Origin of the sequence: Methylobacterium sp. J-077, from assembly GCF_022829365.1 — a bacterium.
GTDB lineage: Bacteria > Pseudomonadota > Alphaproteobacteria > Rhizobiales > Beijerinckiaceae > Methylobacterium.
The window spans coordinates 262,398-274,710 of the sequence record NZ_JAKSYJ010000114.1 but is presented as its reverse complement, the minus strand read 5'-3'; the positions used below and the strand labels follow the sequence as shown (position 1 = coordinate 274,710).

The window sequence follows — 12,313 nt, the reverse complement described above, 5'->3', positions numbered from 1 at the left end:
CGCGCTGGTGGCGCAGGCGGGGCTCGACCTGCGGGTGGCGCCGAACGCGACGCTCGGCGTGGCCTATACCGGCCAGGTCGGGGCCCGGGCGCAGGACCAGGCCGTCAAGGGCAACCTCACCCTCCGGTTCTGAACGGGGGCGGCGGCCGGCCTCCCGGGCCGGCCCCTCCGATTTCTCACGGCGTCCGCACGGCGATGAAGGCGACGAAGGCCCGCAGCGGCGCCGGGAGGTGCCGGCGGCCGGGGAAGTAGAGGAACGGACCGGAAAAGACCTGCCACCAGGGTTCCAGCACCGGCTCCAGGGCGCCGCTGTCCAGGTGCGGGCGCAGCCAATCCTCGAACAGGTGGATGATCCCGGTGCCGGCGACGGCCGCCTCCACGGCGAGGTCGCTGGCGCCGACGCGCACGATCAGCGGCCCGGACGGATCCACGCGGACGACCTCCCCGTCGCGCTCGAACTCCCACGGCGCCGTGAGTCGGCCGCTCGGGAACCGGCCCAGCAGGCAGGCATGGGCCAGGAGGTCGCGCGGATGCTCCGGGCGGCCGCGCCGGTCGAGATAGGACGGAGCCGCCGCGGTGGCGAAACGCTGCCGCCGTGGGCCGATCGGCACCGCGATCATGTCCTGCTCCAGCCGCTCGTCGTAGCGGATGCCGGCGTCGCAGCCGGCCGCCAGGACATCGACGAAGCCGTCCTCGACCACGATTTCGAGTCGGATCTCGGGATAGGCCGCCAGGAACGGCGGTACGATCGCCGGCAGGACGAGGCGCGCCGCGCTCAGCGGCACGTTGAGCCGGAGCGGCCCGGCCGGCCGGTCGCGAAACCCGTTCACCACGTCGAGGGCGGCCTCGACCTCGCCCAGCGCCGGCCCGAGCCGTTCGAGCAGGCGCGCGCCGGCCTCGGTCGGCGCGACGCTGCGGGTGGTGCGGTTCAGGAGGCGCACGCCGAGGCGCGTCTCCAGCCGGCGCACCGCCTCGCTGAGGCTCGACGCGCTGGCGCCGCTGCCGCGGGCGCCTTCGCGAAAACCGCCGGCCCGCGCCACGGTCACGAAGGCGGCCAGGTCCGCGAGATCCGCCGCCATTGTTCGCCATCCCGAACAGCCCGTGCCGATGATCCCTGCTTATCCGATCAGTAGGGCGGGTCTACATCCGGGGCGGACAACGGAGACGCACCATGACCGATATCGCCAAGGCCGGCACCTTCTCGCTCGGCGACCGCACCGTGAAGCGACTCGGATACGGCGCCATGCAGCTCGCAGGACCCGGCGTGTTCGGGCCGCCGAAGGACCGGGATGCGGCCGTCGCCGTCCTGCGCGAGGCGGTGGCACGGGGCGTCGACCACATCGACACCAGCGACTTCTACGGGCCGCACGTCACCAATCAGCTGATCCGGGACGCGCTCCACCCCTATCCGGACGATCTCACGATCGTCACCAAGGTCGGCGCCAAGCGCGGCACGGATGCCTCGTGGAATCCGGCCTTCTCGGCCGAGGCGCTGACCCAGGCGGTCCACGACAACCTGCGCAATCTCGGCGTGGACGCCCTCGACGTGGTCAACCTGCGCCTGATGTTCGACGCGCACGGCCCCGCGGAGGGCGCGATCGAGGCGCCGCTCACCGTGCTGGCTGACTTGCAGCGCCGGGGCCTGATCCGGCGGATCGGCCTGAGCAACGCGACCCGGCAGCAGGTCGCCGAGGGCCGGCGCATCACCGAGATCGTCTGCGTGCAGAACCAGTACAACCTTGCGCACCGGGCCGACGATGCCCTGATCGACGAACTGGCCGCCGCCGGCACTGCCTACGTGCCGTTCTTCCCCCTCGGCGGCTTCAGCCCGCTGCAATCCGGCGCCCTGTCCGAGGTCGCGGCCCGGCTCGGGGCGACGCCCATGCAGGTGGCGCTCGCCTGGCTGCTGCGCCGGGCGCCCAACATCCTGCTGATCCCGGGCACCGCCGCGCTCGGCCACCTGCGCGAGAATCTCGCGGCGGCCGAGCTGGTCCTGCCGGGCGACGCCCTGGCCGCCCTCGACGGGATCGAGGCGGCCTGACCAGCTCCGTGGAGCCTACTTCGCCGAAAGGCCGGCCACCAGCGGGCAGCCGCCCTCGCTCATCGGCCGAAACGCCTGGTCGGCGGGGATCGTCTCCAGCACCTTGTAGAGGTCCCATTCGCCCTTCGACTCGGAGGGCGCCTTGGCCTCGAACAGGTACATCGGGTGGATCTTGCGCCCGTCCGGCCGGATCGTGCCCTTGCCGAACAGGGGATCGTCGGTGGGCATCTCCTTCATCTTGGCGACCACGGCGGCGCCGTCCTTGGCCGAGTGCAGGGCCGCCACGGCCTTCAGGTAGTGGAGCGTGCCGGCATAGACGCCGGCATGGTAGGAGGTCGGCTTCTTGCCGAGCATCTGCTTCTCGTAGCGGGCCGCGAAGGCGCGGGTGGCGTCGTTGAGGTCCCAGTAGAACGAGGCGGTGAACACGAGGCCCTGCGCCACGTCGAGGCCCAGCGCATGGATGTCGGTCTCGGCGATCAGCAGGCCGGCCAGGGTCTGGCCGCCCTGGCGGATGCCGAATTCGTGGGCCTGCTTGATCGCGTTGACGGCGTCGAGGCCGGCATCGGCCAGGCCGATCACCTGCGCGCCCGAGGCCTGCGCCTGAAGCAGGAACGACGAGAAGTCCGGGTTCGGGAACGGCGTCCGCACGGCGCCCAGCACCGTGCCGCCGTTCTTCTGCACCACGGCCTTGGTGTCGCGCTCCAGGGCGAGGCCGAAGGCGTAGTCGGCGGTGATGAAGTACCAGGTCTTGCCGCCGCGCTTGAGGATCGCCTTGCCGGTGCCGTTGGCCATGGCGGCGGTGTCGTAGGTCCAGTGCACGGTGTTGGGGGTGCAGGCCGGGCCGGTCAGGTCCGCGGTGCCGCCGCCGGAATTGACGAAGACCTTGTTCTTCTCCTTGGTGATCTGCGCCACCGCGAGCGCCACCGACGAGGTCGGCACGTCGAACACCGCGTCGACGCCGTCACGGTCGTACCATTGCCGGGTGATCGCGGCGCCGATATCGGGCTTGTTCTGGTGGTCGGCGGCGATCACCTCGACCTTCAGCCCGTGCGCCTCCGGCTTGAAATCCTCCACGGCCATGCGGGCGGCCACCACCGACCCCTCGCCGCCGGAGTCGAAATAGACGCCGGAGCGGTCGTTCAGCACGCCGATCTTCACCGGCACGAGGTCGGCCGCCAGGGCCGCCCCGGCCCCGAGCGCGCACAGAATCCCCGTCAGCCGCGCGATGTGGTGGCGGACCGGCATGTCTCTCTCCCTGTTTTCTTGAACGTGGCGGCGTTGTTCGCCGCTCGGATCCTGTCCGAATGCAGCTTATCCAGCCTCTCTTGGCGCCGATACGGGCGGGTGAGAGGATGCGGACGATCCGTCAGGGGCGCGGCTTACCCGCGTGGCGCCAGCCCGAACATCGCGCGGGCCTCGTCGGGGGTGGCCGGTTCGCGGTCGAGATGGGCCAGCAGGCTCACAGCCTTCTCCACCAGGGCGGCGTTGCTCGGGGCGAGCACGCCCCGGGACAGGTACAGGTTGTCCTCCAGCCCGACCCGGACGTTCCCGCCCATCCCGGCGGCGACGGCCAGGATCGAAAATTCCTCCCGGCCGATGCCGAAGGCCGACCAGATCGCGTCCTCCGGCAGCCGGGCCCGCATCGCCACCAGCGCCTCCGGGGTCGCGGGTGCCCCCCAAGGGATGCCGAGGCAGATCTGGAACAGCGGCGGCCGCGCCAGATGCCCCTCGGTGATGAGGTGCCGGGCCAGCTCGATCTGGCCGAGATCGAACACCTCGATCTCCGGCTTCACCCCGGTCGCGCGGATCTGGCCCGCCATGGCCCGCAGATGCGCGGGTGTGTTGAGGAACAGGTGCTCGCCGAAATTCATCGTGGCGATGTCGAGGGTGCAGATCTCGGGGCGCAGGGCCGCGACGTGCCGCGTGCGGATCTCGGGCGACACGAAGATGGTGCCGGGGCCGGCCACCGACGGGTCGGGATCGCCGGGCACGAACCGGCCCCCGGCCCCGGTGGTGAGGTTGAGGATCACGGACTCGTTCTTGTCGCGCACCCGCTCGACCACCTCGCGGTAATGGGCGAGCTCCATGCTGGGCGCGGCGGTCTCGGGATCGCGGACATGGATATGGACCACCGCTGCCCCGGCGGAGGCGGCCTCCAGGGCCGACTGGGCGATGGCTCTGGGGCTCACCGGTACCGCCGGGTTTTTACGGGGCGTGTCGAACGAGCCCGTGAGGGCGCAGGTGATGACGGTCGTCCGGGACATTCTTTGCTCCCTGGCCCTGATCCTGACGTTGCCTTCCCGCGTGTGGACGAGCCCTGCTACATCGCCCCGCCATCGACCGTGATGGTCTCGCCGGTGATGTAGGCGGCGCCCGCGGCCAGGAAGAAGATCGTCTCGGCGATGTCGTCGGGCCGGGCCATGCGGCGCAGCATCGTGTGCTGCACCGTCGCGGCCTTGCGCGCCTCCGGCCACGGCTCTGTCCACGGGGTGGCGACGAGGCCGGGGGCGACGGCGTTGACGCGCACGTCCGGCGCCAGCGCCCGGGCGAGGCTGCGGGTGAGGTTGATCAGGCCGGCCTTGCTGGCCGAGTAGGCGATCGAGGAGCCCCGCCGCCCGAGTCCCGCCACCGAGGCGGTGCTGACGATCGCCCCGCGGCTTTCTTTGAGACTCGCCGCCGCGGCTCTGGCGCACCGGTACGGGCCAAGGAGGTTCGTCGCCAGGATCGTGGCCCAAAAATCCTCCGTCATGGCGTCGAGATCCTCGAAGGCGATCGGCGCCGTGGTGCCGGAGGTCCCGGCATTGTTGACCAGCACGTCGAGGCCCCCCAGCGCCGCGATCCCGGCCGTCACCATCGCCTCCGCCTCTCCGGGCCGCGACACGTCCCCGGGCAACGCCATCACGGCCAAGCCCTCGGCGGCGAGACGTTCGGCCTCCGCGGGGCCGCGGGGGTCGTCGGGCAGGTGGTTCAGGGCCACGCTTGCGCCGTTGCGGGCGAACAGGGTCACCGTCGCCAGCCCGATGCCCGAGGAAGCGCCGGTGACGAGGATGCGCCGTCCGGACAGGTCCGCGCCGATCATGTGCCCTCCATCCGGCCGATCCCGGCCATGGCGCGTTTGAGTGCCAGGAGCTTGCGGTCGCGCTCGCGGAACAGGTCCTCGGGTTCGCGCCCGCCCCAGTCGAAATATCCGCGCCCCGCCATCACCCCGGTCCGGCCCGCGGCGCAGAGCGCGTCCAGGGTTTGTGAGCGCATCGGTGCGCCCTGCGGCGTGTGGCCAGCATTGGCTAGGGCGCGCTGCGCCAGATCCAGCCCGGTGAAATCGGCCTTGGCGAGGTGGCCGAGGATCGGGATGCGCAGGGACAGGCCGTGGATGATCGCGTCGTCGATCTCCCGGGGCGCCGCGATGCCGGCGTCGAGAAGCTCGTACACCACGGCGCTGATCGCCGACTGGATCCGGTTGGCGACATAGCCCGGGACGAAGCGCTTGAGCACGATCGGCACCTGCCCGAGGCCGAGCACCAGATCGCGCATCGCCGCGACCACGGCCGGATCGGTGCCGGGGCCCGGGACCACGTCGACGAGGTCGACGATGTAGGGCGGCGTGTACCAGTGCATCACCAGCGCCCGCGCCTGCCGGGCTTCCGGGATCAGCGGAAAGACGTCGAGGTAGCTGGTGTTGCTGGCCAGGATCGTATCGGCGGTGCAGAGCCGGTCCAGTTCGGCGAACAGCCCCCGCTTGGCCTCCGGATTCTCGGTGATCGCCTCGATGACCAGGCCGGTGCCGGTCACCGCGGGCTCCAGTTCGGCCTCGACGCGGACGGCCTGGGCGAGCCGGGCGGAGTCCCACCCCTCCGGGGCGGCGCCGGCCTCCTGCAGGGTCGCCAGCGCCGAGGCCATGAGCGTCGGCACGCGGGCGCGGGTCTGCGCATCCGTGTCGGTGATCCGCACGGCATGCCCGTGCAGCGCCAGCACCAGGGCGATGCCGTGCCCCATCAGGCCGCCGCCGACGATCGCGATTTCCGCCATGGTGTCTCCCTCAGACCGTCGCGATCGGCGTCGTCGGCGAGCCGACCGCGCCGGGCAGGCGCAGCGGCGGCGCGGTGAGCAGGAACCGGTTGCGGCCGTGCGCGCGCAGCCAATTGGCCAGCGGCGTCAGGTGCCACAGCTCGCCGAGATTGACCCCGAGCTTGAACAGGCAGTGCTCGTGGAGCGGCAGGGTCGCGCAGCAGGCCGGCCCCGCCCCGGCCGGGTAGGCTTCGACGGCGTAATTGTCGGCGATCAGCGCGCACAGGCCCGAGCGCGTGATCCAGTCGAGGAGCCGCGGGTCCCGGCCGTCGAGGCCGGCGCAGAGGTTGTGGACCTGCTTCGGATCGGGCTCCCCGCCCATGGCGATCAGCCGCTCGGCGAAGCCCGTATGCAGGCAGACCATGTCCCCGGGCTCGATCACGACGCTGTCGGCCTCGAGGATCCGGGCGAGCTGGGCGTAGCCGACCTTGGCCTTGGCGTCGCCGAGATGGGCGCGCAGGTCGATCATCACGGCGCGGCCCTGCATGCCCACCTCGGCGAGCCGCTCGATCCCGAGCTTTTTCGCCCGGGACGGCTGGTCGGCCGCCTCGGGCGTGCTCGGCCCGACGATGTCCCGGCCGCCGCGAAAACCGTTGTAGAAGGTCGGCGCCGCGCCCCCGCCGTCCGCATCGAACAACGAGCCGACATGGGCGAGCGAATCCCACTGCGTCGAGTATTGCAGGTGGATCAGCGCGCGGTCGTCGCAGATCACGTCGGTGGCGCCGTCGACCTCCTCGCAGACCGGGAAGTTCATGTTCGGCCGGCCGTTGGCCCGCCGGGTCGGGGTGATCTGCGGCGGGTGGCGGCGTGGGTTGAGGACGTTGCCGCCGGGCAGGTCCAAGGGCAGGCTGAGGCAGAAGGTCAGGCCCTCGCGCACCTCGGCGACGCCCTGGCGGACCTTCTCGGGAGTCAGGAGGTTCAGCCGCCCGCGCTCGTCGTCGGGGCCGAAATCCCCCCAGGTCGAGCCCTCGGGCCGCCGGGTCCAGCGCAGGCTCATGCGTGCGTTCCCCGCGCCGACAGCACGGGTCGATCCGCCGGAATCCGGGGCCGCGGCCCGGGGCGAACCCCGGCCGCGGCCGAGCGTGCGTTCCTCACCTGTCCGTCGCCCTTCTTCGAGGCCGTCGGGCCCCGCATTTCGCGGAGCCGCCGGGAGCCTAGGCCCGGGCGGCGCGAGTCGATACCCCGTGCGGAAAACGACTCGGCCGAAACGTCACCGGCTGGTCCCAATGCGGGCCTTGTGATCCGGCTTGGCGCGGATACAGTCCGTCCCAAGCCCGCGAATAAAAAATGCGGGCGCTGGGATGAGGAATCGCCGATGTCCGAGACCGCGCGCTTTGTCGCTCGGCATGCCCCGCTTCGGCGCAGGCTGCCCATGCTGCTCGCGGCGGGGTTGATCGTCTCGGGACAGGCGCGCGCCGCCGACCCGATCAAGGTCGGGGTGATCGCCGAGGCGCAGTCGGTGGCCGGGGCCTCGATCCCGCAGGCGGTCCAGCTCGCCGCCGACGAGATCAACGCCAAGGGCGGCGTCGACGGGCGCCTGATCCAGATCGTCACCTACGACGACAAGAGTTCGGCTTCGGATGCGGTCCGAGCGTTCCAGCGGGCGGTCAGCGAGGACAAGGTCAACCTCGTCATCGCCAGCTACATCTCCGAGGTCGTTCTCGCGCTGATGCCCTGGGCGGCCCGGCTCAAGACCCCGATGATCACCCCCGGGGCGGCCTCCAACGAGATCAGCGTCGCCGTCCACAAGGACTACGCGCGCAACAAGTACGTCTTCCACGGCTACCTGACCTCGCACGCCCTGGCGCAGGCGGTCTGCGACTCGGCCAAGGATGCCCTGGTCGGGCTGCTGAAGGCCAAGACCGCGGCGATCATGAGCGAGGACGCGGCCTGGACCCGGCCGCTCGACGCCGCCTACGAGGAATGCCTGCCGAAATCCGGCCTGACGATCGTGGAGCATGTCCGCTTCTCGCCGGACACCGGCGACTTCACGCCGATCTACAACAAGATCGAGGCGGCCAAGCCCGACCTGATCGTCACCGGCATCGCCCATGTCGGCGTGCAGCCCACCGTGCAGTGGCAGAACCAGCAGGTGCCGATCGCCATGACCGGGATCAGCGGCCAGGCGACCTCCTCGAGCTTCTGGGCCAACACCAACGGCGGCACGCAGGGCGTGCTGTTCGACAGCGTGGCGCTGCCGGGCGTGGCGCTCACCGAGAAGACGATCCCCTTCGCCGAGGCCTTCACCAAGCGCTTCGGCGGCGCGCCGTCCTATGCCGGCTACATGGCCTACGACGCGATGCATTACAGCGCGGAGGCGATCAAGCGGGCCGGGTCTACGGAAGCGGACAAGCTGGTCGACGCCCTGGAGAAGACCGACTGGGTCGGCACCGTCGGGCACATCACGTTCTACGGCAAGGACGAGACCTTCACCCACTCGATCAAGTATGGCCCGGGCCTGATGACCAGCGTCCTCGGCCAGTGGCAGAACGGCAAGCAGGTCGCGATCTGGCCCTCGGAGGTGGCCAACGGCAAGCTGGTCCTCCCGCCCGCGGTCAAGCCGGCGGTCCAGTAATCGCGACGCGAGAGTCCCAAAACAATGATCGTGCTCCAGATCCTCGTCGACGGCTTCGCGATCTCGGCGCTCTACGCGCTCGGCGCGATGGGCTTCACCCTGATCTTCGGCGTCTCCGGCGTGCTCAACCTCTCGCACGGCGCGCTGATGGTGATGGCCGCGGTCGCCGCCTGGGCGGCCTCGGCCCAGTTCGGCCTCGGCTCCTACGCGGGCGCGGGCATCGGCATCCTGTGCGGCCTGGCCGCCGCCCTGGTGACCTATTTCGCCATCGTCGCCCCGATCGAGCGCAGCAAGGCGATCCCGCGCGAGGAAAAAGAGATCTTCGTGCTCACCGGCACCCTGCTCTGGGGGATCATGATCCAGGAGCTGGTCGCCTACTTCTTCACCGACAACCCGAAGACCGTGCTGCCGATCGTCGAGGGCGTGATCGAGATCGCCGGGGTCCGCACCCCGAGGAACGAGATCTTCACCGCGGTGATCTGCTGGATCGTGATCGGCCTGCTATGGGTGTTCGTGAACAAGGCGCGGGCCGGCAAGGTCCTGCTCGCCGCCTCCATGAACCCCCGCGGGGTCACGCTGCTCGGCCACGACATGGCGCGGATCTACGTCGCGGTCTGGGCGATCTACGGGTTGCTCGCCGGCATCGCCGGGGTGCTGCTCGGGATGTTTTTGGGGGTCTCGTCCTACTCGGTGGGGCCGCTCACCGCGAGCGCCTTCTCGATCGTGGTGCTGGGGGGGCTCGGCAGCGTCACCGGCTCGCTGATCGCGGCCTATGTGGTCGGCTATCTCGAGACCGCCACCGCCTACCTGATCTCCCCGGCTTACCGGGTGATCCCGGCGCTACTGCTGCTCGTGGCCGTGATGTACCTGCGCCCGCAGGGCCTGCTGGGGCGGCGGTAATGGTTTTTTCCACCCCAAACGTCCCCAACCCGCGCCCTCATCCTGAGGTGCCGGAGCGCAGCGGAGGCCTCGAAGGAGCCCTCCAGCAGGCCGCGCGATCCCTGGAGTCCTCCTTCGAGGCCGCTGATGCGGCACCTCAGGATGAGGGGTTTGGATGGGATGGGTCTCGGCGCCGGGTGAGGCCGGTCGTTTCACCGTCGAGGCAAGCCCCATGAAGCTCCTCACCACCCCGGGCTTCTGGGTCGCGCTCCTGGCCCTCGCCCTGGCCGCGTTCCTGCCCTGGTGGGTCTCGGGCTACATCCTCGGGCTCCTCACCATCGCGTATTACTTCGGCGTGTTCGCCATGGCCTGGGACCTGCTCTTCGGCTTCGCCGGGGAGGTCAATTTCGGCCCGACCTTCCTGATCGGGCTCGGGGCCTACGGCGCCGGCATTCTCAACAACCGCTACGACGTGCCGATTCCCTATTGCCTGGCAGCCGGGACGGTGCTGGCGGTGGTCGGCGGGATGGCCCTGGCGCTTCCGGCCCTGAAGGTGCGCGGGCCGTATTTCGGGCTGATCACCCTGGTCGCGGTCCTGCTCCTGCAGAACATGATCGTGGTGTTCTCCGGGATTACCGGCGGCGAGATCGGGCTCACGGTGCCGGACGTGATCTCCATCGACGCCGACACCAATTACTGGATCGCGCTCGGCTTCATGGCCTTCGCCGGGCTGGTGCTCACCGCCATCGCCCGCTCGCCCGTGGGGCTGATCCTCCAGGCCGCCGGCCAGGACCCGATCGTGACCGGGGCGCTCGGCTTCAACGTCGCCAAGCACAAGCTCGCGGCCTTCGCGGTCAGCGCCGCCTTCTCGGGCCTCGCGGGCGGGCTGGTGGTCTTCTACATGGGCACCGCCTCGGTCGGCACGCTGATCGACACCGCGGTGGGCGTGCAGGTGATCATCGCGGCGGTGCTCGGCGGGCGCCGGACCATCGTGGGCGCGGCGCTGGGGGCGGTGTTCCTGATCGCCGCGGGCGAGCTGCTGCGGCCGCTCGGCGCGCTCTCGACCTTCGTGGTCTCGGCGGTGGCGCTCCTCGTCATCCTGTTCGTGCCCTCGGGGCTGCTCGGCCTCGCATCCGTCCGGAGAGCGCGATGACCGTCGCCGTCAGGCCCGCGCCGCCGCGCGCCGTGTCCCCCGCCCGCGCCGAACCCTGCCTCACCGTGCGCGGCCTGACCAAGCGCTTCGGCGGCCTCGTCGCCGTCAAAGACATCGACCTGGACCTCCGGCCCGGCGAGATCCTGGGGCTGATCGGGCCGAACGGCTCGGGCAAGTCCACCGTGATGAAGCTGATCATGGGGCTGGAGCGGCCGAGCGCCGGCTCGATCCGCCTGGACGGCGCCGAGATCGGCGGGCTGCCGGCGCACCGGGTCGCCCGCTCGGGCATCGGCCTCGTGTTCCAGCACGCGCGGCCGCTCCAGCGGCAGACCGTGCTGGAGAACATCAGCCTCGCGCTCCTGCCCGACAGCCTGCTCCGCCTGGCCGCGGATCCCCACGTCGCGCGCCGCGCAAAAGAAATCGCCGAGCGCGTCGGCCTCGGCGCGGTGGCCGACCGGCGCCCCGGCACCTTGCCCTTCGCGGACCTGCGCCGGCTGGAGCTCGCCAAGGCCATCGCCCGCGATCCGAAGGTGGTGCTGGTCGACGAACCATTCGCAGGCCTCACCGGCGGCGAGGTCGCTTCCTTCTCCGAGCTGATCTGGGGGTTTCGCGACGAGGGCAAGGCCGTGCTCCTCGTCGACCACAACGTGAAGAGCGTCGCGGCCCTCGTGGACCGGGTGTTCGCCATGTATCTCGGCGAGCGCATCGCCGAGGGCTCGGCGGAATCCGTGATGGCCGACCCGACCGTGCGGCGGGTCTATCTCGGCGGCAGCATCGAGACGGCGGCCCGGCCCGAGGCGGCGTTCAAGCCGGATTCGCTGCTGACCGTCGAGGGCGTCGACGTGCTCTACGGCAAGGCGCAGGCGCTACGCGGCGCCGCGATCCACATCCACGAGGGCGAGTTCGTCTCGGTGGTGGGCCTCAACGGGGCGGGCAAGACCACCCTGTTCAACGCCATCTCGGGGCTGGTCCCGCATACGGGCACGATCCGGTTCGACGGACGGGACCTCGCCCGGATGAAGCCGGCCGCCATCGCCCGGGCCGGCATCGTCCAGGTGCCTGAGACCCGCGAGCTGTTCGGCGACCTCAACGTGCGCGAGAACCTCGATCTCGGCGGCCAGCACTTCCCCAAGGCCGAGAGCGCCAAGCAGCGGGAGTGGCTCTACGAGCTGTTCCCGATCCTCAAGGCCCGCGAGGGGCAGACCGCCCGGACGCTGTCCGGCGGCGAGCAGCAGATGCTGACCATCGCCCGCGCCCTGATGATGCGCCCGCGCCTGCTGATCCTCGACGAGCCGACGCTCGGCCTCGCACCCGTCATCCTGGAACTGCTGTCGAAGGCCCTGGAGCGCCTGCGTCAGACCACGCCGATCACGGTGCTGCTCGGCGAGCAGAACGTCACCTTCGCGCTCCCCCATGCCGACCGGGTCTACGTTCTGGAACAGGCCCGCATCGTCTGGGAAGGCCCGCCGGACCGGTTCGCCGGCGAGATGGGGGCGAAGTATTTGTGAGGGATCCCGCGCATCCCACCCATCCCCTCATCCTGAGGTGGCGGAGCGCAGCGTAGCCCTCGAAGGAGGCCTCCAGGGATCGCGAGCGGGCT

11 protein-coding genes are annotated in these 12,313 nt (G+C 70.7%); 5 read left to right on the top strand and 6 right to left on the bottom strand.

Annotated elements, in window-relative coordinates:
* Nucleotides 1-176 precede the first annotated feature (176 nt).
* Nucleotides 177-1,079 carry a LysR family transcriptional regulator gene (locus MKL11_RS12650; RefSeq protein WP_243943864.1) on the bottom strand — a complete coding sequence of 301 codons (903 nt, stop codon included), beginning with the start codon at nt 1,077-1,079 and terminating at the stop codon, nt 177-179.
* Between the two features lie 92 nt (nt 1,080-1,171).
* Between MKL11_RS12650 and MKL11_RS12645 the strand changes: the two genes are divergently transcribed.
* Nucleotides 1,172-2,041, top strand: a complete 870-nt coding sequence (locus MKL11_RS12645) for an aldo/keto reductase family oxidoreductase (protein ID WP_243943861.1) — start codon at nt 1,172-1,174, stop codon at nt 2,039-2,041.
* Between the two features lie 15 nt (nt 2,042-2,056).
* Here MKL11_RS12645 and MKL11_RS12640 read toward each other — a convergent pair whose 3' ends face one another.
* From MKL11_RS12640 to MKL11_RS12620, 5 genes are all read right to left on the bottom strand, one after another.
* Complete coding sequence (locus MKL11_RS12640; RefSeq protein ID WP_243943859.1) at nt 2,057-3,286, bottom strand: ABC transporter substrate-binding protein; 1,230 nt, start codon at nt 3,284-3,286, stop codon at nt 2,057-2,059.
* Between the two features lie 134 nt (nt 3,287-3,420).
* Complete coding sequence (locus MKL11_RS12635) at nt 3,421-4,305, bottom strand: 3-keto-5-aminohexanoate cleavage protein (protein WP_243943857.1); 885 nt, start codon at nt 4,303-4,305, stop codon at nt 3,421-3,423.
* 56 nt (nt 4,306-4,361) lie between these two features.
* Nucleotides 4,362-5,120, bottom strand: coding sequence for an SDR family NAD(P)-dependent oxidoreductase (locus MKL11_RS12630; RefSeq protein WP_243943854.1), 759 nt, complete (start codon nt 5,118-5,120; stop codon nt 4,362-4,364).
* Nucleotides 5,117-6,067 carry a 3-hydroxyacyl-CoA dehydrogenase family protein gene (locus MKL11_RS12625; protein ID WP_243943852.1) on the bottom strand — a complete coding sequence of 317 codons (951 nt, stop codon included), beginning with the start codon at nt 6,065-6,067 and terminating at the stop codon, nt 5,117-5,119. The genes MKL11_RS12630 and MKL11_RS12625 overlap by 4 nt, the downstream gene beginning before the upstream one ends.
* A 10-nt stretch (nt 6,068-6,077) precedes the next feature.
* Nucleotides 6,078-7,103, bottom strand: coding sequence for a cyclase family protein (locus MKL11_RS12620; protein WP_243943850.1), 1,026 nt, complete (start codon nt 7,101-7,103; stop codon nt 6,078-6,080).
* A gap of 318 nt (nt 7,104-7,421) precedes the next feature.
* On the opposite strand from MKL11_RS12620, the gene MKL11_RS12615 reads away from it, so the two are divergent.
* From MKL11_RS12615 to MKL11_RS12600, 4 genes are all read left to right on the top strand, one after another.
* Nucleotides 7,422-8,681, top strand: coding sequence for an ABC transporter substrate-binding protein (locus MKL11_RS12615; protein ID WP_243943848.1), 1,260 nt, complete (start codon nt 7,422-7,424; stop codon nt 8,679-8,681).
* 24 nt (nt 8,682-8,705) lie between these two features.
* On the top strand, nt 8,706-9,581 hold the full coding sequence (locus tag MKL11_RS12610) for a branched-chain amino acid ABC transporter permease (protein ID WP_243943846.1): 876 nt from the start codon (nt 8,706-8,708) through the stop codon (nt 9,579-9,581).
* A gap of 211 nt (nt 9,582-9,792) precedes the next feature.
* On the top strand, nt 9,793-10,713 hold the full coding sequence (locus MKL11_RS12605; RefSeq protein ID WP_243943844.1) for a branched-chain amino acid ABC transporter permease: 921 nt from the start codon (nt 9,793-9,795) through the stop codon (nt 10,711-10,713).
* Nucleotides 10,710-12,221: an ATP-binding cassette domain-containing protein gene (locus MKL11_RS12600; RefSeq protein ID WP_243943842.1), complete on the top strand. Its 1,512-nt coding sequence runs from the start codon at nt 10,710-10,712 to the stop codon at nt 12,219-12,221. The genes MKL11_RS12605 and MKL11_RS12600 overlap by 4 nt, the downstream gene beginning before the upstream one ends.
* The last annotated feature ends 92 nt before the right edge of the window (nt 12,222-12,313 follow it).

Bases quoted from the DNA above. Each gene is read 5' to 3' on its own strand.
- MKL11_RS12640 (WP_243943859.1), bottom strand. From the start codon at position 3,286: ATGCCGGTCCGCCACCACATCGCGCGGCTGACGGGGATTCTGTGCGCG.
- MKL11_RS12620 (WP_243943850.1), bottom strand. From the start codon at position 7,103: ATGAGCCTGCGCTGGACCCGGCGGCCCGAGGGCTCGACCTGGGGGGAT.
- MKL11_RS12610 (WP_243943846.1), top strand. From the start codon at position 8,706: ATGATCGTGCTCCAGATCCTCGTCGACGGCTTCGCGATCTCGGCGCTC.
- MKL11_RS12630 (WP_243943854.1), bottom strand. From the start codon at position 5,120: ATGATCGGCGCGGACCTGTCCGGACGGCGCATCCTCGTCACCGGCGCT.
- MKL11_RS12605 (WP_243943844.1), top strand. From the start codon at position 9,793: ATGAAGCTCCTCACCACCCCGGGCTTCTGGGTCGCGCTCCTGGCCCTC.
- MKL11_RS12625 (WP_243943852.1), bottom strand. From the start codon at position 6,067: ATGGCGGAAATCGCGATCGTCGGCGGCGGCCTGATGGGGCACGGCATC.
- MKL11_RS12645 (WP_243943861.1), top strand. From the start codon at position 1,172: ATGACCGATATCGCCAAGGCCGGCACCTTCTCGCTCGGCGACCGCACC.
- MKL11_RS12600 (WP_243943842.1), top strand. From the start codon at position 10,710: ATGACCGTCGCCGTCAGGCCCGCGCCGCCGCGCGCCGTGTCCCCCGCC.
- MKL11_RS12650 (WP_243943864.1), bottom strand. From the start codon at position 1,079: ATGGCGGCGGATCTCGCGGACCTGGCCGCCTTCGTGACCGTGGCGCGG.
- MKL11_RS12635 (WP_243943857.1), bottom strand. From the start codon at position 4,305: ATGTCCCGGACGACCGTCATCACCTGCGCCCTCACGGGCTCGTTCGAC.
- MKL11_RS12615 (WP_243943848.1), top strand. From the start codon at position 7,422: ATGTCCGAGACCGCGCGCTTTGTCGCTCGGCATGCCCCGCTTCGGCGC.